This window comes from Microbacterium aoyamense (assembly GCF_023155855.1).
Lineage (GTDB): Bacteria > Actinomycetota > Actinomycetes > Actinomycetales > Microbacteriaceae > Microbacterium > Microbacterium aoyamense.
This window is the reverse complement of record NZ_JAKNUT010000006.1, coordinates 151,790-177,737: the sequence shown is the minus strand read 5'-3', so window position 1 is coordinate 177,737 and position 25,948 is coordinate 151,790. Positions and strand designations below refer to the sequence as shown.

The following is a 25,948-nucleotide window of genomic DNA, read 5'->3' as shown; positions in this document are numbered from 1 at the left end:
GTCTGCGGCGCAGAGCATCCATCATCCCGGTGCCAAACCGGAGGAGAACCGTCGCCGAAGCGACAGGACGCGTCGGAAATCTCCGGATCTCCTATGGTCTGGCACTCCTCCCCAGAGCCCCCGTCGTCGCGCCATCCCCCGGCTTCGAGGTATCGGCCTGTGCGGGCCCGGCCTCATGACGACGATCGGGGGATGAGTCAGAACGTCGAGCCCCGCTTCTTCCGCACCGGAGACCTGCACGAGCGCGGGTGGACTGACCGAGATCTCAGACGGGCGGTCGCGAGCGGCATTCTGCTGAAGCTCCGTGACGGGGCCTACGCCGGATCCGAGGTGGATGCGGCGTGCCTGAGCGCCGGACGGATGGGCGCGCGACTGACCTGCCTGACCGAGCTGGGTCGGCTCGGGATCTTCGTGCTCGAGAGCGAGGGCATCCACGTCCAGGTCGCTCCAAACCATTCCCGGCCGCTCCGCAAGCCCGCCCGCACGCGGGTGCACTGGACGCGACAGCTTCGTCGCGCGCACCCGCGCTCGCTCACGACGACGGTCTTCGACGCCCTCGTCCTGGCGGTCAGCTGCCAGCCGGTACGTGCGAGCGTCGCGACGTTGGATTCGGCGCTGCGGAGCGGACTCCTCCGGGAAGACGACCTCGACGAGCTGTTCGCCCGGATCCCGCAGCGCTACGCGGTTCTGCGCCGACTCATCGACCCCCGAGCCGAGTCTGGACCGGAGTCGCTGATGCGGCTGATCCTGCGGGGCCTGCGCTGCCGCTTCGAGCCTCAGGTGTGGATCGCCGGCGTGGGACGCGTGGACTTCCTCGTCGACGGGTGGCTCATCGTCGAGTGCGACAGTCGCGCGCACCACTGGGAGACACGGCGACAAGATCTCAAGCGCGACCAGGAGGCGGCTGCACGCGGATACGTCACCTTCCGGCCGCTCGCGGAGGACATCATGTGGCGACCGGGTGAGGTGCGCGCGGCGCTCCTGGGGCTCCTCCGCGTGGGTCGACCCGCGGTGCGCGGTCGCAAAGCGTAGGAGATTCCCCATCGAGCGCGGCCGAGGTAGGAGATGTGCTTCACATCTCCTACGGTCTGCTACACAGGACGCGCTCGCGTCGACCATAGGCTGGATGGATGACCGAGCACCTGCATCCGCGCAGCCGCCTCGTCCTCGACGCCATCCGCGCCGCGGGCATCCAGGGAGATATCGTCGTGCTTCCGGATGCCGCATCCACGGCGCCGCTGGCGGCCGCCGCCCTGGGGGTCGAGGTCGGTGCGATCGCGAACAGTCTCGTGTTCTGGTCGGATGACGAGCCCCTCCTGGTCATGACGAGCGGCGCGCACCGGGTCGACACCGACGCGCTCGCCGCGCGACTCGGGCGCGATCGGATCGTGCGTGCGACGGCCGAGCAGGTGCGCGCGGCGACGGGGCAGGCGATCGGCGGCGTCGCGCCGGCGGGCCATCCGTCGCGGCTCACGACGATCGTCGACGCGGACCTCGCCGCGTTCGACGAGATCTGGGCGGCCGGCGGCACCCCGCACACGGTCTTCCCGATGACCTACGACCAGCTCGTCGCGCTGACGGGCGGCACGGTCACGAAGGTCGACTGAGCATCCCGGTCAGAGCCCGGCGCGCGAGCCTCCGATCCGGCGTGCGAGCTCGGCGGCACTCGCACCGACGGTCTCGGCGAGTGTCTCCGGGTCGACGGGCGCATCGCTCGGGAACGTCACGGCAACCGCTGCGCTCGGCCAGCCCGCGTGGTCGAGGACCGCGGCGCCCACCGAGCGCAGGCCCAGCGTGACCTCTCCGTCCTCCTCGGCGAAGCCGCGGGCCCGCACGGCCCGCAGCACGTCGCGCAGCTCCCGTGGGGTCGCGGGACCCCGACCTGTGCGATCGGCGAAGGCCGAGGCATCTGGATACAGCGCCCGCACCTGCTCCCGGGGGAGCGCCGCGAGCATCGCGCGTCCCGTCGCGGTCAGGTGCGCGGGCAGGCGCACGCCGACGTCGGTCACCAGAGCCGGGCGGCGCGGCGCGCGCTCCTCGACGAGGTAGAGCACGTCGCGGCCCGTCATGACGGCGAGGTGCGCGCTCTCGCCCGTGCGGTCGGCGAGGGCGGCGACGAGCGGACGACCGAGTCGCGCGAGCGGCTGCTGGCGCGCGAAGCCGCCCGCCAGCTCGAACGCCGCCGTCCCGAGCCCCCAGCGGCGCTCGCCGGGCACGTGCACGACGAACCCGTGCTCTTCGAGCGTCGCGAGCAGGAAGTACACGCTCGATCGGGGGATGCCGAGCGTGGTCGCGAGCGAACTCGCCGCGACAGGACCCCGCTGCCGCGCGAGGTGGGCGAGGATGCGGAGCGTCTGATCCGCGGCGGGGACCTGTGGGCTTTTGTCTGGCATGACAGACACAGGATGCCACGATCCGCTGTCCACGGCGAGTCCCGCGGTGTGGAATCGAGGCATGATCTCTCCCGTCGTCGTGGGGGCCGCGCCCCTGAGCCCAGAAGACGTCGTCGCCGTCGCCCGTCACGGAGCCTGCGTCGAGCTCGACGCGGCCGCGATGGCGCGCGTCGCGGCATCCCGCGCCCTCATCGAGGGGCTCGCCGACGACCCCGAACCGCACTACGGGGTGTCGACCGGTTTCGGCGCCCTCGCGACGACCTTCATCGCCCCCGAGCGTCGCCGACAGCTGCAGCTGAGCCTCATCCGCTCGCACGCCGCCGGCACGGGCGCCGAGGTCGAGACCGAGGTCGCGCGTGCGCTGCAGCTCCTGCGTCTGCAGACGCTCGCGTCCGGCCGCACCGGCGTCCGGCCCGTCGTCGTCGAGACCTACGCCGCGATGCTCAACGCGGGCATCACGCCCGTCGTGCGCGAATACGGCTCGCTCGGCTGCTCGGGCGATCTCGCGCCGCTCTCGCACGTCGCGCTCGCGGCGCTCGGCGAGGGCTCCGTGCGCGTCGGCGGTGAGCTCGTCCCCGCCGGCGCGGCACTGGCCGCAGCATCCATCGCTGCGCTCGAACTGCAGGAGAAGGAGGGCCTCGCCCTCATCAACGGCACGGACGGCATGCTCGGGATGCTGCTGCTCGCGCTGCACGACCTGCGGGTTCTCCTGGACACGGCCGATGTCTCCGCCGCGATGTCGATCGAGTCGCAGCTCGGGACGGACGCCGTCTTCGCGGCCGACCTCATGGCGCTGCGCCCGCAGCACGGGCAGGCAGTGTCGGCGGCGAACCTGCGCGCGCTTCTCGCGGACTCGGCGATCATGGCGTCGCATCGGGATCCGGCGGTGTGCACGCGCGTGCAGGACGCCTACTCGCTGCGCTGTACGCCGCAGGTGCACGGCGCCGCGCGCGACACGGCCGATCACGCCGCGCTCGTCGCTTCGCGTGAACTCGCCTCGACCGTCGACAACCCCGTCGTGACGCTCGACGGGCGCGTCGAGTCCAACGGCAACTTCCACGGGGCCCCGGTCGCCTACGTGCTCGACTTCCTCGCGATCGCCGTCGCGGATGTCGCGTCGATCTCGGAGCGTCGCACCGACCGCGCACTCGATCCCGCGCGCAGTCACGGGCTTCCGCCGTTCCTCGCCCACGAGGTCGGCGTCGACTCGGGGCTCATGATCGCGCAGTACGCCGCCGCGGGGATCGTGTCGGAGCTCAAACGGCTCGCCGTGCCGGCATCCGTCGACTCGATCCCGTCGTCGGCGATGCAGGAGGACCACGTCTCGATGGGCTGGGCCGCGGCGCGCAAGCTCCGCCGGGGCATCGACGGCCTCGCACGCGTCCTCGCGATCGAGATCGTCACCGCCGCCCGCGCGCTCGACCTGCGCGCGCCGCTGGCCCCTGCCCCCGCGACGGCGGCCGTGCGCGAGCGCCTGCGCGCCGTCGTCGCCGGCCCCGGGCCGGACCGCTTCCTCTCGCCCGACCTCGAGGCGGCGACCGACCTCGTGATCTCGGGCGAGATCATCCGCGCAGCATCCCTGGAAGGACGATTCTCATGACCCGTACGATCCGCGCCGCACGCGGCAACGAGCGCACCGCGAAGAGCTGGGGCGCCGAAGCCGCCAAGCGCATGCTCATGAACAACCTCGACGCCGAGGTCGCCGAGCATCCCGAAGATCTCGTCGTCTACGGAGGCACCGGCAGAGCCGCGCGCAGCTGGGAGGCCTACGACGCGATCGTGCGCACGCTCGACGAGCTCGAACCCGACGAGACGCTCCTCGTGCAGTCGGGCAAGCCCGTCGGCGTGTTCCGCACGCACGAGTGGGCGCCGCGCGTGCTCATCGCCAACTCGAACCTCGTGGGTGACTGGGCGACATGGCCCGAGTTCCGCCGGCTCGAAGAGCTCGGACTGACGATGTACGGCCAGATGACGGCCGGGTCGTGGATCTACATCGGAACGCAGGGCATCCTGCAGGGCACGTACGAGACGTTCGCGGCGGTGGCTCGCTCCTTGGGGCGGGAGTCTCTCGCCGGCACGCTGACCCTGACCGGCGGATGCGGCGGTATGGGCGGCGCGCAGCCGCTCGCCGTGACGCTCAACGGTGGCGCCGTGCTGATCGTCGACGTCGACGAATCGCGCCTCGCGCGCCGCGTCGAGCACGGGTATCTCGACGAGTACACGGCGGATCTGGATGCCGCGATCGACCGAGTCGTCGCGGCGCGCGCGAACGGCGAGGCGCTCAGCGTCGGCGTCGTGGGCAACGCCGCCGAGGTCTTCGGCGACCTCCTGCTGCGCGGAACGCCGATCGACATCGTGACCGATCAGACTTCGGCGCATGATCCCCTGGCCTATCTTCCCGTCGGCGTGCCGTTCGAGCGCTGGCGCGAAGAGGCCGAGCGCGATCCCGAGGGCTTCACCGCCCGTGCGCGTGGTTCGATGGCGAAGCAGGTCGCGGCGATGGTGGGATTCCAGGATGCCGGAGCCGAGGTCTTCGATTACGGCAACTCGATCCGCGCCGAGGCCAAGCTCGGCGGCTTCGAGAATGCGTTCGCGTTCCCCGGATTCGTCCCCGCCTACATCCGCCCGCAGTTCGCCGAGGGCCGCGGACCCTTCCGCTGGGTCGCGCTCAGCGGCGATCCCGAGGACATCCGCAAGACGGACGAAGCCGTCAAAGCGATCTTCCCCGACAACGCGGGCCTCGTGCGCTGGCTCGACAAGGCCGGCGACGCCGTGCACTTCGAGGGCCTTCCCGCCCGCATTTGCTGGCTCGGCTACCAGGAGCGCCACCTCGCGGGGCTGAAGTTCAACGAGATGGTCGCCTCGGGGGAGCTCTCGGCTCCGATCGTGATCGGCCGAGACCACCTCGATGCGGGATCCGTGGCATCCCCCTACCGCGAGACCGAGGCGATGGCCGACGGGTCCGACGCGATCGCCGACTGGCCGCTGCTCAACGCGCTCCTCAACACGGCGTCGGGCGCGAGCTGGGTGTCGCTGCACCACGGCGGGGGAGTCGGCATCGGCCGCAGCATCCACGCCGGTCAGGTGACCGTCGCCGACGGCACTCCGCTCGCCGCCGAGAAGCTCGCGCGCGTTCTGACGAACGATCCCGGCACGGGCGTCATGCGTCACGTGGATGCGGGCTACGATCGCGCCAAGGAGGTCGCCGCCGAGCGCGGCCTCAACATCCCGATGCTGTGACGGATGCCATGACCACGCTCATCACGAACATCGGCGAGCTGACGACGAACGTCGCCTCGCCCGATGACCGCTTCGGCACGCTGCGGGACGCCGCCGTCCTCATCGAGGACGATCGCATCGCCTGGGTCGGCTCCGCCGCGGAGGCGCCGGGCGCCGATGACGTCGTGGATGCCGGGGGCCGGGCCGTGATCCCGGGCTTCGTCGACAGCCATACGCACCTCGTCTTCGGCGGCGACCGCGCCGACGAGTTCGAAGCCCGCATGGCGGGCGTGCCCTATGCCGCCGGCGGCATACGTCGAACGGTCGCGGCGACACGGGCGGCGTCCGACGACGAGCTGCGCGAGCGCCTGGCCGGGTTCGTGGACGAGCTGCACGCGCAGGGTACGACGACGTTCGAGGTCAAGACGGGCTACGACCTCACGGTCGACGGAGAAGCCCGCCTCGCGCGACTGGCGGCCGAGGTCACGCCCGAAGTCACGTTCCTGGGTGCCCACGTCGTGCCCGCCGAGTACGCGGATGACCGCGCCGCCTACGTCGACCTGGTGTGCGGTGCGATGCTCGACGCCGTCACCCCGTACGCGAAGTGGTTCGACGTCTTCTGCGAGCGCGGTGCGTTCACCCCTGACGAGACCCACCGCATCATGCTCGCGGGCATCCAAGCGGACCTCCTTCCGCGTCTGCACGGCAACCAGCTCGGGTATGGCGAGGGCGTGCAGATCGCGGTGGAGTACGGCGTGTGGTCGGTCGATCACTGCACGTATCTCTCGGACGAGGATGTCGCGGCGCTCGCGGCATCCGACACCGTCGCGACCCTGCTGCCGGGTGTCGAGTTCTCGACCCGGCAGCCGTATCCCGATGCGCGGCGGCTGATCGACGCGGGCGTCACGGTCGCGATCGCGAGCGACTGCAATCCGGGCTCGAGTTTCACGAGCTCGATGCCGCTCATGGTCGCGCTCGCCGTGCGCGAGATGGGCATGACCCCGGCCGAGGCGCTATGGGCGGCGACCGCAGGAGGCGCTACGGCCCTGAACCGCGACGACGTCGGGGTGATCGCTGCGGGCAAGCGCGCGGACCTCGTGCTCCTGGACGCGCCGACGCGCGTGCACCTCGCCTACCGTCCCGGGGTCCCTCTGATCGACACGGTCTTCAAGGACGGCTCAGCCCTCTAACGCCCCCGCTCCCGCTCCCGCGCGCGCCGACGCCGAACCCACTCACTTCGCGCGAGCCCACACGATTCGTCAGCAGAATCATGTGGGTTCGCGGAAAGTCGGTGGGTTCGGCGACTCCGGCCGGTCAGCGCGGTGTGTCGAGGTGCCAGCGCTCGGGATCGATGGATGTCGCGACGTCCCAGTCATCCACGTCCCATTCGAAGCGCGCAACGGCGCACGTCGGCATATGGCCGATGCCGTCGTCCGAGAGGAGGCCCGCGAGTACCGACATGCCGGGGTCGTGCGCCACGACCACGACCGAACGCACGCCGCGCTCCGCCGCCGTCAGCAGGAGCAGCGACGCGGGCGCTCCGTAGAGCCGCTCCTGCTGCTCGACGGGAACTCCGAGCGCGCCGCTGAAGAATTCCGCGGTCGTCGCGGCGCGCAGCGCCGTGCTCGAGAGGATCGCGTCGGCGCGGAATCCGGACTCCGCGAGCCTGCGCGCCATGACCGGCGCATCACGCAGGCCCCGCTCATTCAGCGGACGATCGTGGTCGTCGAGCCCGGGATCCCCCCAGTCCGACTTGGCATGACGCACGAGCACGAGCCGGATCATCCGGTCACCGCTTCCGATCCTGGCGCGGCCGAGGCTGATCGTGGCGCGGCCTTGGCGGCCAGCAGTTCCAACACGCACAGCGCCGCCAGGCGCACGGTGCGGCCATCGGGTGCGTCGGCCGTGGCATCCACCTCGGCGATGTCGGCGCTCGCGACGCGCGCATCCGACGCGATCCCGCGCACGAGCGCGCGCAGCTCCCACGCGTGCAGGCCCCCGGGGACCGAGGCCGGGCACCCTGGTGCGACGGCCCGATCGCACACGTCGACGTCGATGTCGAGATGGATGCCGCCGCGCCCCGCTCCCGCGACCGAGAGCGCTTCGGCGACGACGTCGTCGACCCCGCGCCGGCGCACGGCGTCGAGCGTGATGACGGTGATCCCGAGGTCGAGCGCGCGCTGAGCGTAGGCGGCGGAGTTCGCGAAGTCGGCGATGCCGATCTGCGCGATGCGCGCGGGGTCGAGGCCGTCCTCGATCAGGCGGCGCACGGGCGAGCCGTTCGAGACGCCGTCCCGCAGGTCGTAGTGGGCGTCGAGTGTGATGAGTCCGTGCGCCGCCGCGCCCTGAGCCACCGCGTACGTGAGCGAGTTGTCGCCGCCGAGGGCGATCACGAGACCCGCGTCCAGCGATGCGACGCGGGCACGCACCGCCGCCTCTCCGTCGGGGCCGTCGGGGTCGGAGACGTCTCCGGCGTCGACGACCGACAGCGCACGCGACAGGTCGACCGGGGGAGGGCCGATCAGGGTCGGGCTGTAGCGGCGCAGCGCCTCGCGGATCGCGGCGGGCGTGGCATCCGCCCCCGTCGGCGAGAGCGAGGTCTTGTGCGCGGGGACGCCGAGGATCGCCGCATCCACGTGCGATCCGTCGAACGCCGGCCAGTCGCCGGCGCGAGGCCAGAGGGGATCGAAGGACAGCGGCATCTCAATTGCCCACGTAGACCCAGGCGTCGCGCCCGCTCGCGAGCACGACCGCGATGCGGCGGTACAGAGCGACCTCGTACTCGTCCGAGGCTTCGAGCTCGTCTTCGGAGACCCAGAACACCTTGCCGACGATCTTGTCGCGGTGACTTCCCGTCGTGCGCACGATCGGGTGCACGGCGGTGCCCGACAGGTCGACGACGCGCGGATCCTCGATCTCGGCATAGTCGAGGGTGAAGCCGGGAAGCACGTCGTCTTCGCCGGTGAGCAGGCGCCCGAACGTGTCGAGCTGTACGTCGGGGTGTTGGAGCGTCCCGTAGCTGAAGAGGAGCTGGTTGGCGGCCACGATCACCAAACTACCGAGAAGCCCTCAGCCGAGGAAGGCGTGGGCGATCGAGAAGATGACGAGCCCGGCGAGGGCTCCGACGAACGTGCCGTTGAGGCGGATGTACTGCAGGTCGCGACCCACCATGAGCTCGATCTTCTCGGTCGTCTCGTCGGCGTCCCACTTCTCGACCGTGTCGGTGATGATCGAGGCGATGTCGTGCCGGTAGCGGTCGACGAGGAAGACCGCGGCATCCGTCACGTACCCGTCGACGCGCCTCTGCAGCGCCTCGTCCGTCGAGAGCCGCTGCCCGATCTCGGCGAGGGCCGACGCCATCCGCCGGCGCAGACCGCTCTCGGGATCGGCGAGCGAGGACAGGAGCCCCGCCTTCGCCGTGTTCCACGCCTCGGCGGCGAGTTCGCGCACGCGCGGGCTGTCGAAGACGGCGGACTTCGCATCCTCGAACCGCCCGATCGTGGCGGGGTCGTGCTGCAGATTGTCGGACAGCCGCGCGAGGTACGCATCGATGGCCGCGCGAGCGGGATGCCGCGGGTCCGCCTGTACGGCGTGGACGAACTTCACGGCCTCGTTGTAGACGGTGTCGTCGACGAGACGGTGCGCGATGCCGGGCACCCACGACGGCAGGCGGCGCGACACCAGGCCCGTGAAGGCGGCGTGGTTGTTCTCGAGCCACGTCGCGATGCTGTCGACGCCGAGGTCGACGGCGCCGTGATGGGCTCCGGCATCCACGATCCGCGAGAGCCACTCGCCGAGCGGCGGCCCCCATTCCGGTGCGATGAGATGCTCGCGGGCGAGATCTTCGATGAGTGACTGCACGTCGTCGTCGCTCAAGGCCGTGAGCACGCCGGACGCCATGACGGATGCCTCGGCCCCGACCCGTTGCGCGTGCACGGGTTCGGCGAGCCACTCGCCGAGCCGCGCCGCGATCGCGGTGTCCTCGAGCTTCGTGCGCACGACGTCGCCGCGCAGGAACTCGGTCTCGACGAACTCGCCGAGGTTGCGGCCGATCTCGTCCTTGCGGTTCGGGATGATCGCGGTGTGCGGGATCGGGATGCCGAGCGGATGCCGGAACAGCGCCGTCACGGCGAACCAGTCCGCGAGCGCTCCGACCATGCCGCCTTCGGCCGCGGCCCGTACGTACGCGAGCCACGGCACCTGCTGCTGGAACGCGAACGCGAAGACGAACACGATCGCCATGAACAGGAGCGCGCCGAGCGCGACGCCCTTCATGACCCGCAGCGCGCGGCGGCGCTCCTGATCGGCCGGGCTCAGCAGGGCAGTCGGGGTGCGCGCCATGCCGTCATCCTCGCACGCGGGGCGGGCGTGGACTCGGCGCGCGCATCGTGCAGGACGGAACGGCCGTTCGGGCGCGATTCCGCGGCGAGATGGCCGTCGGACCTGAATGATGCGCGTTCCTCCCCAGATGCCGCTCGCGCCGACCCATCCCCAGAGCCCCGGTCGCCAGTGAGATCGCGCGCCTCGCGCGAGTGACGCTCGTCGCATGAGAGTTGAGATCGATCTGCCGGTCGACGTCCTGCTCACGCGCGACGACCTCCGCGGCCTGACGATGACCGCTCGTGACATAGATGCAGCTGTACGCGCGGGCGCGCTCGTGCGCGCGCGGCAGAACGTCTACCTTCGGGGCGACTCCGATTCGGTCGCCGTCACCGCCGCTCGCGTCGGCGGACGAGCGACGTGTGTATCTGCGCTCGCCCGCGCGGGGGTCTTCGTTCACCCGAAGAGGAACCACGACGTGCACGTGCACGTGCCCGTCAATGCCGGACGCCTCCGCAGGGCCGGGACGGCGCGCGTGCACTGGTCGCCGACGATGCGAGAACCCCGCGAGGGATCGCCGTTCGCCGAGGTCATCGATGCTCTCGTGCACGCCGCCGAGTGCCAGACGCCTCGCGCGTTCATCGCGTCAGTCGATTCGGCGCTGCACCTGCGGCATCTGCACCCCGACGACCTGGACGAGCTCTTCGCACGCCTCCCCAGAAGGCTGCGTCGACTGCGCGGTCTCGTCGACGCGCGGGCGGAGTCGGGCACCGAGACCCTCGTCCGGCTCATGCTGCGTGGGCTCGGGTGCCGCCCGGATTGCCAGGTGCAGATCGGCGGAGTCGGCCGCGTCGACCTCGTCGTGGACGGCTGGCTCGTCATCGAGTGCGACAGCCGGGCGTTCCACAGCGGATGGGAGGAGCAGCGACGTGACCGACGTCGCGATCTTGCGCTGGCAGAACGGGGGTTCGTCGTGCTCCGAGTGCTCGCCGAGGACATCCTCTTTCGGCCCGAGGTCGTCCTCGCGGCGGTGAAGGGGCTCCTCCGCGCCGCGCGCGAAGCGCGTTTCGCGCATCGCTCAGGATCATCCCGTCCTCCGCATCGTCGATGAACGCGGAGGGCGCGTCTGATCCTGAATGATGCGCGCTCGTCAGTCCTCGACGGGCCCGAGCCAGGCCGACGCGATCGTCGCGTGCGCCGACTCGGGATCGGACGGATGGAACAGCCCCGCGAGCACGTCGCGGTACAACCTGCTGAGCTCGGACCGCGAGAAGTAGGACGACCCGCCCGCGACGAGGACCGCGTCATCCACGACGGACTTCGCCATCGTGACGGCGCGGTGCTTGACACCGCTCATGTACGAGAACCACCTGCCGTCCGGCGGCACGACGTCGTCGAGCGCGCGGCACAGCACTGCGATCTGCGGGGGCAGCGCGTCGTACGCGAGCGCCATCCCGGCGATGCGGGAGCGGATGTCGGGGTCCTGCGCGTAGGTCTTGCCCGTCTTCTTCGAGGCGCGCTTCTTCGCGGTCTCGACGGCGAGGTCGAGCACGCGTCGCGCGATGCCCGTATAGACCGACGCGAGCAGCAACTCGAAGACGCTGAAGATGCCGAACACGATGGGATCGGGGTTCGGCCCGGGATCCACACGCCGCACGACGCGTTCCGGCTGCGCGATCGCCCCCTCGATCACCGTTGTGCGCGACTGCGTGCCCCGCATGCCGAGCGTGTCCCAATCGTCCTTCGTCGTGATCGCGTCCGAGCGCGGAACGAATGCGTAGACCATCTTCGGACCGTCGGGGCTCGTCGTGTCGAGACCGTGCAGTCCCAGCTGCGTCCACACGGGAGCCAGCGACGTGAAGATCTTCGTGCCCGTGAAGACGTACCCGCCGTCGGGCAGGGGCACGGCATCCGTGTCGCTGCCGAACAGCACGAGATCGTTGCCGGCCTCGCTGATCCCGAAGGCGAAGACCTCGCCCGCGACAGCGCCCGCCTGCACGAACCGCAGGGTGTCGATGCCGCGATCGGCGAGCACCTTCGCGACGCCGGTCCAGACGAGGTGCATGTTGATGGCGAGCGCCGTCGAGGGGGCCGCGGTCGCGAGACGCTGCTGGAGGACGGATGCTTCGGCCAGCCCGAGTCCGAGACCCCCGAGCGCGGTCGGCACGAGGATCGCGAGGTAGCCGGCATCCGCGAGCTCCGCCAGGTCGTCGTCGGGGAAGGTGTTCTCCCGATCGTGCACGGCGGCGCGCTCGCGGAAGCGCTCGAGAAGCGCGTCGGGCAGGATCTCGGCCGGATCGAAGGCGCTCATGCCAGCGCCGCCCGCAACTGACGGATCGTCTCGTCGGGCTTGTCGCGATGTGGCGAGTGCCCCGCACCCTTCACGACCGAGAGGGTCAAGAGCGGGTTCGCCGTCACCTCGTCGACGAGCCCGCCCTTGAAGATCGAGTAGACCTTGGGATCCGACGCGATGACGTGCGTCGGGATCGTGAGGCGGGATGCCGCGGCCCGTTCGTCCCACTCCGGGTTCTGCTCACTCGTCTGCTCGACCGCCCAGCGGCTCGCCTGCTGCGCCGAGAGCGCCTTGAGCTCGATGTCCTGCTCATGCCAGGTCGGATGCTCCGCTCGCACCGCTGCCTGCGTCGGATCGGCGAACGAGCGCTCCTGACTGTCGCGCACGATCTGCCGGTCGCGCTCGACGAGGTGGATCGCCGGGTCGATGAGCACGAGCCGCCGGGTCCATTCCGGGTCGTCCGCCGCGGCGGCGGTGGCCGCTGCGCCGCCGAGGGAGTGTCCGATCACGAGGTCCCACGCGCCGTCGTCGCCGGGGCGCGTCACGAGCAGGTCGGCCGCGTACGCCGCGATCGTGTAGTCGAGCGCGCGCGGTGCGACTCCGTGACCGCGGAGGTCGACGGCATCCACCCGCCAGCCGTCCTCGGCGAGCGCCACCCCGTAGCGCCACATGAGCGGGCCGTTGGAGCCCAGCCCGTGGACGAGCAGGGCACGCGGGGATGCGGCGGGGTCACCCCACGAGATGCGGGGGAGGATCACGGGAGCAGGCATACCGCCATGCTACGGATCGCGGCCGTCACACGAGCTTCAGGACCGCCGGTGCGAGGAAGAACGCGACGAGCCCGAGCGCGACGACGGCGGAGAGCGCCAGGATCACGACCACGAGCACGTGGCCGAGGATCGCGAGCACGAGGGCGAGGGTCTTGGATGCAGCGGTGTCGGTCACGTCTTCGACGCTACGGACGGTGCTCTCGGTGCGGATCCGTCGCAGGGACGATCCGCCTACATCGCCGGCATGATTCCGACCGCCCCGACACCCGGATCGCCTCAACATCATCGCGCGAGAGGGACCGTCGGCATGACCGCACCCTCAGAATAGAAGCGTGATCTCGACCGAACTCGCCGTGGCGCTGCGCGACGCCGGCCTCGTCTGGCATCCGCGCTCGGGCGACCGGTTCCAGCTCGACGAACCCGAGTTCGACGCCGACGTCTTCACGGTCAGCGAGATGACGATCGAGCCGCGCGAATACTCGACGGGCCGCATCCTCTCGTTCAACGGCACCACCGAGTGGGCGCTGGACTCCGTCGCCCTCGAGGACGCGCTGTGGCTGCCCCACGAATCGCAGCTGCGCGAACTGCTGCAGAACGCGTTCCGGTCGCTGCGGCGCCTCGCCGACACGTACGAGGTGACGATCTCGCTCGACGCGGAGACGCTCGTGTTCGAGCATCCCGAGCCCGCCGATGCGTACGCGCTCGCGCTGCTGGAGGTCCTGCGCCGGATCGCGTGAGCTCAGCGGATCGTCGGCACGGGCTCGGTGTCGGGGATCGGGCTCGCGTCGCGGTGGCGCAGGTCGGGGAAACCCCGGACGAAGACGATCGCGACGAGGAGCCCGACCGCGGCGAAGGCCGTCGCGGCGAAGTAGGCGCCCGCGGCGCCGATGTCGTCGATGAGGAACCCCGCCGTCGCGGAGCCCGCGGCTGCGCCGATGAGCTGCCCTGTGCCGACCCAGCCGAACGCTTCAGCGGTGTCGCTGAACTTGACGCTCGCCGACGTCATGGCGAAGAGCACCGCCAGGGCGGGAGCGATGCCGATGCCCGCGAGCACGAGCGTGCCGCCGAGCCACCACACGTTGAGCGACACCATCGTGAGCGCGAGACCGACGGTGACGATGGCCAGCCGTCGGGCCATGGCCCACCGGCTGATCGGGATGCGGCCCGAGACCAGACCGCCCGCGAGGCTGCCGACCGAGAAGACGGCGAGCACGAGACCGGCTTCGAGGCCGCCGTGATCGAACGTGGCCACGACGCCCGCTTCGACAGCGGAGCACGCACCGATCAGCAGGAAGCCGACGACCGTCGCGAGGAGCACGGGTGCCTTGGTGAGCACCTTGCCGATACCGCGACGGCTGCGCGGGATGCGCACGCGTCCGACTTCGGGCGAGAGGATGAACCACGCTCCGCCGCCGATGAGGATCACGACGATCAGCAGCAACGCCGGCACGGTGCCGACCTGCGTCGCGACGAAGGTGATCAACACGGGAGCGACGATCCAGATGATCTCCTGCAGCGACGCGTCGAGCGAGAAGAGGGGCGTGAGCTGCTTCGACGTCACCATCTTCGGGTAGATCGTGCGCACGGCCGATTGCACCGGCGGCGTCGACAGACCCGCGACAAGGCCCAGCGCCATGTACGCCGGCAGAGGCAGCGACAGCAGCGCGATCCCCGTGATCGACAAGGCGCAGATCGCGAGCGTAATCGTGAGCACGCGCCGCATGCCCCAACGGCCCATCCACCGGCTCGTGACCGGGCCGGCGATCGCCTGGCCGATCGAGGTCGCAGCGAGGACGAGCCCGGCGGAACCGTAGGAACCTGTGACGTGCTCGATGTGCAGCAGGATCGCGAGGCTCGTCATCCCATTCGGGAATCGCGCCGTCAACTGGGCTGCGATGATGCGCCCGACGCCGGGCGTGCGCAGCAGTTCCCGGTACCCCGCGCCTGCTCCTGCCACGCATCCACGCTAGCGCGCGGTGCGCACTCTCATCGAGAGGACTACGGCGTGATGTTCACGGTGGCCGCCGTCGTGCGCTGCAGCGTCTCGTAGCCGGGACTCGACACGGTGACGACGAGCCGGATCTTCTTGTTCCGATCGGCATCGGTGAGCGTATAGGTCGGCGTCGTCGCGACCGTCAGGAAGCCGTTGCCGCCGCCGTTGCGCTGCCACTCGTACGCGATCGTCGCACCCGCGGGGGTCCACGCGCTCGTATCGATCGAGAGCGTGCTGTTCACCGTGGGCTGGCCGATGAGATCGGGCTTCGGCGCGACGATCTTGGCCAGTGCCACCGGCGTCGTCGGCGCGCTCAGCCGCGCGGCGGTGAGGTAGCCGGCCTTCGACCCCGTCGTGGCGACCGAGATGGCGGCGCCGACGTCGTCCGCACCGAGCGTGTACACGGCATCCGTCGCGCCGTCGATCGGCACGCCGTCGCGGAACCACTGGTACGTCACGTCGACCGGTTGCGGACGCCACGTGCCCCCGCCGACCGTGAGCTCGGTGCCGTAGCGCGCGGCGCCCTTGATGGTCGGCACCGGTGCCGCCGCGAACGGTGCCGGATCCACCGGGATCGGCGCGCTCGTGCGGTGGGCGGGCATGTAGCCCGGTTTGGTCCCCGTGATCGTCACGGTGAGCGCTGTGCCGAGGTCCTCCTCGACGAGGATGTGTTGGCGAGTGACCTCGCCCGCGATGGCCACGCCGTCGCGGTACCACTGGAAGCTCTTCGTGCCGGCCGGTGTCCACGTGCCCGGCTGCGCCGTGAGGGTTCTGCCGAGGATCGCCTGCCCTGCGACCGTCGGGACCCCCGCCGTGAAGACGTTCCCCGTCGGCGCCTCCACGGTGAAGGCCGCTCGGTAGGTGAAGCGCATGGCCGCCGGCAGGAAATTCACGTCGATGGATGCAGACAGCTCCTGCCCCTCGGATCCGGCGGGGATCGCCAGCGTTGATGAGTAGGCCCCCGCGATCGGCTCGCCGTCGAGGAACCACTCGTACGTCTCGACCTCGACTGCGTCCGCGTTCAGGCCGAAGAATCCCTCGTACTCGGACGGCAACGCGACGGTCGCGAATCCCCCCGCGTACAGGTCCCCGCTGATGACGGCCGCTTCACCCTCCATGGGCGCTGTGTCGGTCGCCACGTTGGCCGCGACGAAATGGCCGCCGCCGGACTCGACCGTGAACGTCCCCGCGCGCGCGGCATCCTGCGTCCCCGGATACCACCAGACCTCCGTGTCGACGAGGTCGCCCGGGCCGCCCGGTTCGGTGCCCTCGGGCGCCTGGCCGATCGTCGCACGCACCGTGTATTCGCCCGGAGCCACGTCGTCGAACGCGTAGGCCGACGACGACGTGCGCATCGTCGCGACGGGAGCACCTCCGCCGGCGGGTACGAGCTCGGCGTAGATGACGGTGCCGTCGGGCCACATCTCGTCCGGATTCCAGTTCGCGTCGGACCAACGGGCGACGACGCCGTACGCGCCCGAACCGCTGCGGAACAGCATGATCGCCGGGTCCTGATGGTCGGTCGCGGAACCGGCGTCGACATGCACGATGGTGGCCGTGTCGAAGGTGGAAGCCGGATTCCATCCGTACAGGTCGAGCAGGCTGTAGATGGCATCGTCGTGCGCTTCGCCCGTGTACCAGCCGGGCATCCATCCGTCCGCCGACGCGCGGAGACGGTAGTCGCCTTCGGGAAGGGTGAAGGCGAATCCCCCGGAGAGGTCCTCGCTCGTCTTAGTCGCCGTCGCGAGCGGAGCGAGGGAACTCGCCGCCGAGAAGACCTCGACCGTCACGGATGTCGTCCACGGCTGCTCGGGGCCGCTGCCGAACTCGTCCATGAACTCCACGCCACCCGCACCCACCACGACCGTCAGCGTCGGGTCGTCCGCGGTCGCGGGAGTCGCCAGCAGGCCGGTCGCGAGCAGGACGAGGGCCGCCCCGCCGGCGAGGCGGGCGCGAAGGGATCGAGCATCCATGATCTTCCCCAGAGAACGCGGCTCACGGCCTCCGTCCTCATCCCCCGGGAACGGGCGTCGCCGTTGGCGCGGACACTACACCCGGCCGTGCACCCCCACAAGATGCGTCCGAGTCGGGCACCCGAGTGCGACTCGCGCGACACGCCGCGACACGCCGAGCCGGCAATCCACAGGCGGATTCGATGTCGGAGGCCGTCTCTAGCCTCGGACCTGTGGATGGATGCCGGCGAGGCATCCGAATCCGCCGTCTTTCAGGGACTTTTCAGGTTCGCACGATCATCGCCACCTGTGGATGAATCGGTGGACAACCTGTGTTGTATCTGTAGAGAACGGTGGAAAACTACACGGATGTAACTACTAGCCCTTGTGGTGCTATCGAATGTCGGTACCCATATGTAGTATTGGACTCCCGGTGGGGGGTCTACCGGAATCAACACCGTTTTGAGGGGAGAAACTCGTCACCATGGCGATCACGGTCTACACGAAGCCTTCTTGCGTGCAGTGCACGGCGACCTACCGCGCGTTGGACTCGAAGGGCATCGAATACGAGGTTCTCGACCTTTCCGAGGATGCTTCGGCACTCGAGCAGGTCAAGGCGCTGGGCTACCTGCAGGCGCCGGTCGTCATCACCGATGAGGACCACTGGTCGGGCTTCCGTCCCGACAAGATCGACGAGCTCGCTTCGCGCCTCGCGTAGAGCAGGTCACCGATGAGCACGGCGACCGCGACGCGAGCGCCGCTGCTGGTCTACTTCTCGAGCGTCTCGGGCAACACTGCCCGATTCGTCGAGAAGCTCGGGCTGCGGGCAGCCCGCATTCCCCTCCACTCCACCGACGAACCGCTCGAGATCGATGAGCCGTTCGTCCTGGTCACCCCCACGTACGGGGGCGGCCAGGGCCGGGGTGAAGAGAAGGGGGCCGTTCCCCGTCAGGTCATCCGCTTCCTCAACGACGAGCGAAACCGGCGCCTGATCCGCGGAGTCATCTCCGCAGGGAACACGAACTTCGGCGAGCATTTCTGCCTCGCCGGCGAGATCATCAGCCGCAAGTGCGATGTGCCCCACTTGTATCGGCTGGAGCTGTTCGGCACGCCAGAAGATGTGGATCGCGTGAGCGAGGGATTGGAACGATGGTGGAAGCTGCAGTGACCGAGAAGGACTTCAAGACCGAGGTGCGCTTCGAGGGGATGGATTACCACTCCCTCAACGCGATGCTCAACCTGTACGACGCGAACGGCAAGATCCAGTTCGACGCCGACAAGCGGGCGGCGCGGGAGTACTTCCTGCAGCACGTCAATCAGAACACCGTGTTCTTCCACTCCCTGAAGGAGCGCCTCGACTACCTCGTCGAGAAGGAGTACTACGAGCCCGAAGTGCTCGCGAAGTACTCGGATGCCTTCATCCAGCAGCTCAACGACCGTGCATACGGCAAGAAGTTCCGCTTCGAGACGTTCCTCGGCGCGTTCAAGTACTACACGAGCTACACGCTCAAGACCTTCGACGGCAAGCGCTACCTCGAGCGCTTCGAGGACCGTGTCGTCATGACGGCGCTCGGCCTCGCCGACGGCGACGAGAAGCTCGCGAACGAGCTCGTCGACGAGATCATCGCGGGCCGCTTCCAGCCCGCGACGCCGACGTTCCTCAACACCGGCAAGGCGCAGCGCGGCGAACTCGTCTCGTGCTTCCTGCTGCGCATCGAAGACAACATGGAGTCGATCTCGCGCGGCATCAACTCGTCGCTGCAGCTCTCCAAGCGCGGCGGCGGCGTCGCGCTGCTCCTCTCGAACATCCGCGAGTCGGGTGCGCCGATCAAGCAGATCGAGAACCAGTCGTCGGGCATCATCCCGGTCATGAAGCTCCTCGAAGACAGCTTCAGCTACGCCAACCAGCTCGGCGCGCGCCAGGGCGCGGGCGCGGTGTACCTGTCGGCGCACCACCCCGACATCCTGCGCTTCCTCGACACCAAGCGCGAGAACGCCGACGAGAAGATCCGCATCAAGACGCTGTCGCTCGGCGTCGTGATCCCCGACATCACGTTCGAGCTCGCCAAGAACGGCGAGGACATGTACCTCTTCTCGCCGTACGACGTCGAGCGCGTCTACGGCGTGCCGTTCGGCGACATCTCGGTGACCGAGAAGTACCGCGAGATGGTCGACGACCCGCGCATCAAGAAGACGAAGATCAACGCGCGCGAGTTCTTCCAGACCCTCGCCGAGATCCAGTTCGAGTCGGGCTACCCGTACATCATGTTCGAAGACACGGTGAACAAGGCCAACCCGATCAAGGGCCGGATCAACATGTCCAACCTGTGCTCCGAGATCCTGCAGGTCAACACGCCGACGACGTACAACGAGGACCTCTCGTACGCAGAGATCGGCAAGGACATCTCGTGCAACCTCGGCTCGATGAACATCGCCCTCGCGATGGACGGCGGCGACCTCGGCCGCACGGTCGAGACCGCGATCCGGGCGCTCAGCGCCGTGAGCGAGCAGAGCCACATCTCGTCGGTGCGCTCGATCGAGTCGGGCAACGACCGCTCGCACGCGATCGGCCTCGGCCAGATGAACCTCCACGGCTACCTCGCCCGCGAGCACGTCTACTACGGCTCGGAGGAGGGTGTCGACTTCACGAACATCTACTTCTACTCGGTGCTGTTCCACGCGCTGCGCGCATCGAACAACCTCGCGATCGAGAAGGGCGAGGCCTTCGACGGCTTCGCCGACTCGACGTACGCGTCGGGTGAGTTCTTCGACAAGTACACGGATGCCGCGTGGGAGCCCCAGACCGAGAAGGTCAAGGAGCTCTTCGCCGGCATCCCGATCCCGACGCAGGAGGACTGGGCGGCGCTGAAGGCCTCGATCCAGGAGCACGGGATCTACAACCAGAACCTCCAGGCGGTGCCGCCCACGGGCTCGATCTCGTACATCAACAACTCGACGTCGTCGATCCACCCGATCGCGTCCAAGATCGAGATCCGCAAGGAAGGCAAGCTCGGTCGCGTCTACTACCCGGCGCCGTTCATGACGAACGACAACCTCGAGTACTACCAGGACGCCTACGAGATCGGCTACGAGAAGGTCATCGACACGTACGCCGCAGCCACACAGCACGTCGACCAGGGCCTGTCGCTGACGCTCTTCTTCAAGGACACCGCGACCACCCGCGACATCAACAAGGCGCAGATCTACGCGTGGAAGAAGGGGATCAAGACGATCTACTACATCCGCCTGCGCCAGCTCGCGCTCGAGGGCACGGACATGTCCGAGTGCGTCTCCTGCATGCTGTAATTGCAATCTGATCAGGCATTTTCAAGAAGGAACATCATGGCTGAGAAGCTGCAGCTCCTGAACCACGTTCAGGCGATCAACTGGAACCGCATCCAGGACGACAAGGACCTCGAGGTGTGGAACCGCCTCGTGAACAACTTCTGGCTGCCCGAGAAGGTGCCGCTGTCCAACGACATCCAGTCGTGGAACACACTCACCCCCGAAGAGCAGACCCTGACGATGCGCGTGTTCACGGGGCTCACGCTCCTGGACACGATCCAGGGCACGGTGGGCGCGGTGTCGCTCATCCCCGACGCGATCACCCCGCACGAAGAAGCGGTGTACACGAACATCGCGTTCATGGAGTCGGTGCACGCCAAGTCGTACTCGTCGATCTTCTCGACGCTGTGCTCGACGAAGGAGATCGACGAGGCGTTCCGCTGGTCGGTCGAGAACGAGAACCTTCAGAAGAAGGCTCAGATCGTCATGGAGTACTACCAGGGCGACAGCCCGCTCAAGCGCAAGGTCGCCTCGACCCTGCTCGAGTCGTTCCTGTTCTACTCGGGCTTCTACCTGCCGATGCACTGGTCGTCGCGTGCGAAGCTCACGAACACGGCCGACCTCATCCGCCTCATCATCCGCGACGAGGCCGTGCACGGGTACTACATCGGCTACAAGTTCCAGAAGGGTCTCGAGAAGGTCGGTCAGGCCGAGCGCGACGAGATCAAGGACTACACCTTCTCGCTGCTCTACGAGCTCTACGACAACGAGGTGCAGTACACGCAGGACCTCTACGACGGCGTCGGACTGACCGAGGACGTCAAGAAGTTCCTGCATTACAACGCCAACAAGGCCCTCATGAACCTGGGCTACGAGGCGATGTTCCCCTCGACCACGACCGACGTGAACCCGGCGATCCTGTCGGCCCTGTCGCCGAACGCGGACGAGAACCACGACTTCTTCTCGGGGTCGGGCTCGTCGTACGTCATCGGCAAGGCCGAAGCGACCGAGGACGAGGACTGGGACTTCTGACGACTCCTGGCGGGCGTCAGCGAACGTGATCTAGCTAGACACTGAAGTCGATCCCCTCACGGGATTCTGATCTGACGACCGTACTTGATCCGAGTTGTTAGGGGCTTCTGAGCAGACCTTCTCTCAGAAGCCCCGAGATCGCTATCAGACCATCTCGTGTCGGCTTCCGATCGTTCCTGGGCGAAGCATTCTCAGTCGTCTTCGATAGTCAGGCGCGCGGAGGGATGCGCACGACTTGCGATACGGCTGCTCGTGCGTGGAGATGCGACAGGGCGGAGGCGCGTTCACTCCCTGAAGCGCTCAATTCCGAAGAAGGTTCAGGCTTCCACATTATGTGTATATACTCGTAATCATGGAGACGGACTGCTATTGCACAAGCCTTCGCGTCGCCGCGCGCCGGGCGTCGGCGGTTTACGACAGGGCGCTTGAGCCCGCGGGCATCAACGTCGCTCAGTGGGGCCTGCTTCGCCGGCTGCCGCTTCCGGGGAGTGAGCCGATCACGATCCAGGAATTGGCGGAGCGTGCCGAACTGGAGCGCTCGACGGTTGCCCGCAACGTGCGTGTGCTCGTCAAGCTCGGTCTGGTCGAGATGACGACATCTTCGGTCGACCGCCGGGCGTCGGCTCTCGTGCTGACCGAGAAGGCCGTCGCGGTCTCGGCGAACGCGCTGCCCCTGTGGGAGAGCGCGCAGGCCGAGATCGAAGAGCTTCTCACTGCCGACTCCGCGGCTGATCTCCGCCGACTGGCGCTGTCAATCTGACCTGCGTACGCGTGCGCTCGATGCGAAGGAATGACCAATGCCACTCGTCAAAGTGAACCTGCGGAAGGGGCGGAGCCGTGCCGAGAAGCAGGCGATCGGAGAGGCGATCCAGGCGGCACTCGTCGCCGGTCTGGGCGTGCCCGATGAAGACCTGTATCAGATCTTCAATGAGCTGTCTCAGGACGACTTCCGCCACACGGACGGATACCTCGGACTGAACTACACGCATCAGCTCCTCGTCATCGAGATCACGTTCCTCGTCGGCCGCACGGATGACGTGAAGAAGGCGCTCCTCGCGGACATCAACCGCAACCTCGTGGCCTCTGGAGTCGTCGGTCCTGACGACGTCTTCATCACCATCACCGAGATCGGGCTCGCCAACATCTCGTTCGGTCGCGGACTCGCTCAGCGCGCACCGGTGGAGGAAGCGCCGTCCAGCGTCAGGCTCGCTCCATGAGACTGGCAGTGATCGACGGGCGGGCCAAGATCGTCCGCGACGGAACGGCCTTCGATGTCGCCGACAACAGCGGCGGTCGTTCGGCCCGAGCGCCGCGTCCGTCTACGACCAGTGGTGGGACTTCCGGCAGTGGTCGGCCTCTGCTGAGCTCACGGGTGACTCGCCCTTCGATCCGGAGCGGGCCGACGCGCCCTCGCCGGAGCCGCGCCAGATCTTCGCGATCGGACTCAATTACCGGGCGCACCAGATCGAATCCGGGTTCGCTGAACCCTCGGAGCCGATGGTGTTCACCAAGTTCCTCTCCTCCGTCGCTGGCCCCGTGGGCGAACTGACGCTGTTCACCGATGAAGTCGACTGGGAGGTCGAAGCCGCCGTCGTCATCGGTGTGACGGCGTACCGTGTCTCGGCAGAGGACGCGTGGAAGCATGTCGCCGGCATCACGGCAGCGCAGGACTTCTCCGCCCGGGATGTGCAGATGAGGCCCGTGGGAACGCCGCAGTTCAGCCTCGGCAAGTCCTTCCCTGGCTTCACGCCGATGGGTCCGGCGCTGGTGACTCCCGACGAGTTCGACGACGTCAACGCCATCCCGGTCAGATGCGTGATCAACGATGTGGTCGTCCAGGAGAGCACCACCGCGGACCTGATCTTCTCGGTCCCGCAGCTCATCGCGTATCTCTCAGCAGTCCTGCCGCTGCTTCCCGGCGATGTCATCCTCACCGGGACGCCTGCAGGTGTGGGGCTTGGGAGGAACCCGAAGAAGTACCTCGTCGCCGGAGACAGCGTCGTCACGACGGTCGGCGACCAGACCCTGCACCACACCGCAATCGAGATCCCCACTGAGGAGTCATGATGAGCATCACCCGCACCCAGGGCGGACCCGGCTTGCCTTCGGGGTTCCCCTTCAGTCTCGCGGCGAGCGCGAACGACACCTGCTTCATCAGCGGTATGCCGGCCCTCGGAGAGGACGGCAGATATCAACCGGGCACCTTCGAGGACGAGGTCGCCCTCGCGTGGCGGAACATCGTCCGAATCGCGGACGCGGCCGGGTACACGCAGGAGGAGGTCGTCTACGTGCAGTGCGTACTCGCCGACATCGACGACTATGCCGCTCTGAACGAATGGTGGCGTCGTCAGTTCCCCGACGTCGGCACGGCGCCCGCCCGATTCACCTTCCAAGCGGGTGCGCTTCCGTTCGGCTGCAAGATCGAAGTGCAAGCGGTCGCCGCACATGCCCGCTGACTCTCCCACGTCCACGCACCTCGACGCGACGGATATCAGGACTGCCGCCGCGCGGCTGGATGGTCGGATCCGGCGCACGCCGGTGATGTGGATCGACGCCGGCACGCTCGGTGCGACGCATCCTGCCTTCTGGCTCAAGCTGGAGTCCCTCCAGGTGACGGGCGCATTCAAGGCGCGGGGCGCCCTCAACAGCATGCTCGCCCAACCGATCCCCGACGCCGGGGTGTGCGCGGCCAGCGGCGGCAATCACGGCCAGGCGGTCGCCTGGGCGGCAAGGCTCCTGGGCGTCCCCGCTGCGATCTTCGTGCCCACGACCTGCCCGCCGGTGAAACTGCAGCGGCTCGCCGAGTACGGCGCCAGCGTCACAGTGATCGGTGACGTGTACGACGAAAGTCTCGTGATCGCCCAGGCCTACGCCGAGCAGTCCGGGGCGCGGCTCATCCACCCGTTCGACCAGCCGGCGACGGTCGCCGGCGCCGGAACGGTGACGACCGAGTTCCTCGACCAAGTGCCCGATCTCAGTACCGTGCTCGTCTCCGTCGGCGGCGGGGGACTGCTCGCCGGTGCGCTCACCGCCCTGACCGGCACACCCGTGACCGCCGTCGGCGTGGAGCCTGTCACCGCGCGCTGCCTCGGTGCCGCGCTCGACGCAGGAGCCCCGGTCGACGTGGAGGTCTCCGGAGCAGCGGTCGACAGCCTCGGACCGGTCCGCGTCGGTCGGATCGCCTTCGACACCGTCACCGCTCAGCAGGCCCATCGAGTCGAGGTCACCGACGATGCGATCAGGTCGGCTCAACGGACCGCGTGGAACGAACTGCGGATCGGGCTCGAAGGCGGCGGCGCGGCGGCTCTCGCCGCGATCCTCAGCGGTGCATACACGCCCTCCTCCTCGGAAGTGGTGGGGGTCGTCGCCAGCGGCGGGAACGTGGATCCCAGCACCCTCGCGCGAGCATGAATCGACCTTTCGATCCCGAGCGCGGCACGCGCCGGATCCACCCCGCATGGTGGGTCGCGGCCGTGGCCTTCGTCGCGCTCCTCGCGGCTGCCGGGTTCCGCGCGGCGCCCGGTGCGCTCATGGTGCCGCTGCACGAGGAGTTCGGCTGGTCCACGAGCATCATGTCGCTCGCGGTCAGCGTGAATCTGCTCCTCTTCGGCCTGACGGCTCCCTTCGCCGCTGCGCTCATGGACCGATTCGGCATGCGACAGGTGGTCGCCACCGCACTGACCCTCGTCGCCCTCGGCGCCGGCGGCAGCGTATTCATGACCGCGTCCTGGCAGCTGCTCATCTTCTGGGGGCTGCTCATCGGCCTCGGGACGGGATCGATGGCGCTCGTCTTCGCCGCCACCGTGGCCAATCGGTGGTTCGTCCATCGTCGGGGGCTCGTGATGGGCATCCTCACGGCAGGTTCGGCCACCGGGCAGCTCATCTTCCTGCCTCCCGTCGCGCTGCTCGCCGAGACGACAGGATGGCGCTCCGCATCGCTCGTCGTCGCGGCCGCTGCTCTTCTCGCCGTGCCGCTCGTCTGGTTCGTCCTCCGCGACCAACCCGCCGACCTCGGAGTTGCACCGTACGGAGAAGATCCCGAGCACTACACGCCACCGGAACCCGTCGGCGGGGGAGCCGCGCGACGTGCTCTGGGAGCACTGGCCTTCGCCGCGCGCACCCGGGCCTTCTGGGCACTGGCGATCGCGTTCGCGATCTGCGGCGCGACGACCAACGGGCTCATCGGCATCCACTTCATCCCTTCCGCGCACGATCACGGCATGGCGACCACGACCGCGGCAGGACTCCTCGCCGTCGTCGGCATCTTCGACATCGTCGGAACCATCGCATCCGGCTGGCTCACCGACAGATTCGACCCGCGCAAGCTGCTCATCATCTACTACGCCTTCCGGGGAGTCGGACTCCTCATGTTGCCGTGGCTCCTCGCCGAGACCATCCACCCGAGCATCGTGCTGTTCGTCGTGATCTACGGGCTGGACTGGGTCGCCACGGTCCCGCCGACGGCGGCGCTGTGTCGAGAGATCTTCGGCGAACGCGGCACGATCGTGTTCGGCTGGGTCTTCGCCGCACACCAGATCGGAGCGGCCATCGCCGCGCTGGCCGCAGGGGTCATCCGCGACGCCTTCGGTGAGTACACCTACGCCTGGTGGGGAGGAGCAGCGCTCTGCGCCGTTGCGGCAATCCTCTCGATCGTGATCAGGCGATCGCCCGTCGGGGCCGCCCGGCAGTAG

27 protein-coding genes are annotated in these 25,948 nt (G+C 68.6%); 17 read left to right on the top strand and 10 right to left on the bottom strand.

The annotated features are described in order from the left end of the window. Positions 1-192: 192 nt before the first annotated feature. Both MA876_RS15725 and MA876_RS15720 read left to right on the top strand, forming a co-directional pair. Positions 193-1,032 (top strand): type IV toxin-antitoxin system AbiEi family antitoxin domain-containing protein, encoded by an 840-nt coding sequence (locus MA876_RS15725; protein WP_248151649.1) that lies wholly within the window; start codon positions 193-195, stop codon positions 1,030-1,032. 98 nt (positions 1,033-1,130) lie between these two features. Further along, positions 1,131-1,607 (top strand): YbaK/EbsC family protein, encoded by a 477-nt coding sequence (locus MA876_RS15720; RefSeq protein WP_248151647.1) that lies wholly within the window; start codon positions 1,131-1,133, stop codon positions 1,605-1,607. Positions 1,608-1,616: 9 nt separating this feature from the next. Here MA876_RS15720 and MA876_RS15715 read toward each other — a convergent pair whose 3' ends face one another. Further along, on the bottom strand, positions 1,617-2,393 hold the full coding sequence (locus MA876_RS15715) for an IclR family transcriptional regulator (RefSeq protein WP_248151646.1): 777 nt from the start codon (positions 2,391-2,393) through the stop codon (positions 1,617-1,619). 61 nt (positions 2,394-2,454) lie between these two features. Here MA876_RS15715 and hutH point away from each other — a divergent pair, with 61 nt between their 5' ends. Genes hutH through hutI form a run of 3 tightly spaced genes read left to right on the top strand, consistent with a single transcriptional unit; the run spans position 2,455 to position 6,802 of the window. After that, positions 2,455-3,993 (top strand): histidine ammonia-lyase, encoded by a 1,539-nt coding sequence (gene hutH / locus MA876_RS15710; RefSeq protein ID WP_248151645.1) that lies wholly within the window; start codon positions 2,455-2,457, stop codon positions 3,991-3,993. Further along, complete coding sequence (gene hutU, locus MA876_RS15705) at positions 3,990-5,633, top strand: urocanate hydratase (protein WP_248151644.1); 1,644 nt, start codon at positions 3,990-3,992, stop codon at positions 5,631-5,633. Before hutH ends, hutU begins: the two co-directional genes overlap by 4 nt. Before the next feature lie 8 nt (positions 5,634-5,641). Beyond that, positions 5,642-6,802, top strand: a complete 1,161-nt coding sequence (gene hutI, locus MA876_RS15700; protein WP_248151631.1) for an imidazolonepropionase — start codon at positions 5,642-5,644, stop codon at positions 6,800-6,802. A gap of 124 nt (positions 6,803-6,926) precedes the next feature. Here the strand turns inward: hutI and MA876_RS15695 are convergent, their stop codons facing one another. Genes MA876_RS15695 through MA876_RS15680 form a run of 4 tightly spaced genes read right to left on the bottom strand, consistent with a single transcriptional unit; the run spans position 6,927 to position 9,953 of the window. Continuing rightward, positions 6,927-7,397, bottom strand: a complete 471-nt coding sequence (locus MA876_RS15695; RefSeq protein WP_248151630.1) for a SixA phosphatase family protein — start codon at positions 7,395-7,397, stop codon at positions 6,927-6,929. After that, entirely contained in the window at positions 7,394-8,314 is a 921-nt protein-coding gene (locus tag MA876_RS15690) for an agmatinase family protein (protein WP_248151629.1), read from the bottom strand. Before MA876_RS15690 ends, MA876_RS15695 begins: the two co-directional genes overlap by 4 nt. Position 8,315: 1 nt before the next feature. Further along, a complete protein-coding gene (locus MA876_RS15685; protein ID WP_248151627.1) occupies positions 8,316-8,657 on the bottom strand; it encodes a gamma-glutamylcyclotransferase family protein in 342 nt (113 codons plus the stop codon). Between the two features lie 24 nt (positions 8,658-8,681). Further along, positions 8,682-9,953, bottom strand: a complete 1,272-nt coding sequence (locus MA876_RS15680; protein WP_248151616.1) for a DUF445 domain-containing protein — start codon at positions 9,951-9,953, stop codon at positions 8,682-8,684. Between the two features lie 205 nt (positions 9,954-10,158). Between MA876_RS15680 and MA876_RS15675 the strand changes: the two genes are divergently transcribed. Continuing rightward, the gene (locus MA876_RS15675; protein ID WP_248151599.1) at positions 10,159-11,043 is read left to right on the top strand and encodes an endonuclease domain-containing protein; all 885 of its coding nucleotides are present in this window, start codon (positions 10,159-10,161) and stop codon (positions 11,041-11,043) included. 39 nt (positions 11,044-11,082) lie between these two features. Here the strand turns inward: MA876_RS15675 and MA876_RS15670 are convergent, their stop codons facing one another. Genes MA876_RS15670 through MA876_RS15660 form a run of 3 tightly spaced genes read right to left on the bottom strand, consistent with a single transcriptional unit; the run spans position 11,083 to position 13,170 of the window. Beyond that, on the bottom strand, positions 11,083-12,243 hold the full coding sequence (locus MA876_RS15670; protein ID WP_248151597.1) for an acyl-CoA dehydrogenase family protein: 1,161 nt from the start codon (positions 12,241-12,243) through the stop codon (positions 11,083-11,085). Next, positions 12,240-12,995, bottom strand: a complete 756-nt coding sequence (locus MA876_RS15665; protein ID WP_248151595.1) for an alpha/beta fold hydrolase — start codon at positions 12,993-12,995, stop codon at positions 12,240-12,242. The genes MA876_RS15670 and MA876_RS15665 overlap by 4 nt, the downstream gene beginning before the upstream one ends. Positions 12,996-13,020: 25 nt before the next feature. Next, the gene (locus MA876_RS15660) at positions 13,021-13,170 is read right to left on the bottom strand and encodes a hypothetical protein (RefSeq protein WP_248151593.1); all 150 of its coding nucleotides are present in this window, start codon (positions 13,168-13,170) and stop codon (positions 13,021-13,023) included. 157 nt (positions 13,171-13,327) lie between these two features. On the opposite strand from MA876_RS15660, the gene MA876_RS15655 reads away from it, so the two are divergent. Next, positions 13,328-13,732, top strand: a complete 405-nt coding sequence (locus MA876_RS15655; protein ID WP_248151592.1) for a pilus assembly protein CpaE — start codon at positions 13,328-13,330, stop codon at positions 13,730-13,732. A 2-nt stretch (positions 13,733-13,734) separates the two neighbouring features. Here the strand turns inward: MA876_RS15655 and MA876_RS15650 are convergent, their stop codons facing one another. Both MA876_RS15650 and MA876_RS15645 read right to left on the bottom strand, forming a co-directional pair. Beyond that, positions 13,735-14,895, bottom strand: a complete 1,161-nt coding sequence (locus tag MA876_RS15650) for an MFS transporter (RefSeq protein WP_248151866.1) — start codon at positions 14,893-14,895, stop codon at positions 13,735-13,737. A gap of 98 nt (positions 14,896-14,993) precedes the next feature. Continuing rightward, complete coding sequence (locus MA876_RS15645; protein WP_248151591.1) at positions 14,994-16,961, bottom strand: hypothetical protein; 1,968 nt, start codon at positions 16,959-16,961, stop codon at positions 14,994-14,996. A 463-nt stretch (positions 16,962-17,424) separates the two neighbouring features. On the opposite strand from MA876_RS15645, the gene nrdH reads away from it, so the two are divergent. The 10 genes from nrdH to MA876_RS15595 all read left to right on the top strand — a co-directional run bounded on the left by nrdH (position 17,425) and on the right by MA876_RS15595 (position 25,948). Next, positions 17,425-17,658 carry a glutaredoxin-like protein NrdH gene (nrdH, locus tag MA876_RS15640; RefSeq protein ID WP_248151590.1) on the top strand — a complete coding sequence of 78 codons (234 nt, stop codon included), beginning with the start codon at positions 17,425-17,427 and terminating at the stop codon, positions 17,656-17,658. A gap of 12 nt (positions 17,659-17,670) precedes the next feature. Then, positions 17,671-18,108, top strand: a complete 438-nt coding sequence (gene nrdI, locus MA876_RS15635) for a class Ib ribonucleoside-diphosphate reductase assembly flavoprotein NrdI (RefSeq protein ID WP_248151589.1) — start codon at positions 17,671-17,673, stop codon at positions 18,106-18,108. Next, positions 18,090-20,246, top strand: coding sequence for a class 1b ribonucleoside-diphosphate reductase subunit alpha (gene nrdE, locus MA876_RS15630; RefSeq protein ID WP_248151588.1), 2,157 nt, complete (start codon positions 18,090-18,092; stop codon positions 20,244-20,246). The genes nrdI and nrdE overlap by 19 nt, the downstream gene beginning before the upstream one ends. A gap of 36 nt (positions 20,247-20,282) precedes the next feature. Further along, positions 20,283-21,257 (top strand): class 1b ribonucleoside-diphosphate reductase subunit beta, encoded by a 975-nt coding sequence (nrdF, locus tag MA876_RS15625; protein ID WP_248151587.1) that lies wholly within the window; start codon positions 20,283-20,285, stop codon positions 21,255-21,257. 352 nt (positions 21,258-21,609) lie between these two features. Continuing rightward, a complete protein-coding gene (locus MA876_RS15620; protein WP_248151585.1) occupies positions 21,610-22,017 on the top strand; it encodes a MarR family winged helix-turn-helix transcriptional regulator in 408 nt (135 codons plus the stop codon). A 37-nt stretch (positions 22,018-22,054) separates the two neighbouring features. Further along, positions 22,055-22,474, top strand: a complete 420-nt coding sequence (locus MA876_RS15615; RefSeq protein ID WP_248151582.1) for a tautomerase family protein — start codon at positions 22,055-22,057, stop codon at positions 22,472-22,474. Then, complete coding sequence (locus tag MA876_RS19135) at positions 22,356-23,324, top strand: fumarylacetoacetate hydrolase family protein (protein ID WP_275563278.1); 969 nt, start codon at positions 22,356-22,358, stop codon at positions 23,322-23,324. The genes MA876_RS15615 and MA876_RS19135 overlap by 119 nt, the downstream gene beginning before the upstream one ends. Beyond that, positions 23,324-23,713, top strand: a complete 390-nt coding sequence (locus MA876_RS15605; protein ID WP_248151580.1) for a RidA family protein — start codon at positions 23,324-23,326, stop codon at positions 23,711-23,713. Before MA876_RS19135 ends, MA876_RS15605 begins: the two co-directional genes overlap by 1 nt. Continuing rightward, positions 23,703-24,668, top strand: coding sequence for a serine/threonine dehydratase (locus tag MA876_RS15600; RefSeq protein WP_248151578.1), 966 nt, complete (start codon positions 23,703-23,705; stop codon positions 24,666-24,668). The genes MA876_RS15605 and MA876_RS15600 overlap by 11 nt, the downstream gene beginning before the upstream one ends. Next, positions 24,665-25,948, top strand: a complete 1,284-nt coding sequence (locus MA876_RS15595) for an MFS transporter (RefSeq protein ID WP_248151577.1) — start codon at positions 24,665-24,667, stop codon at positions 25,946-25,948. Before MA876_RS15600 ends, MA876_RS15595 begins: the two co-directional genes overlap by 4 nt.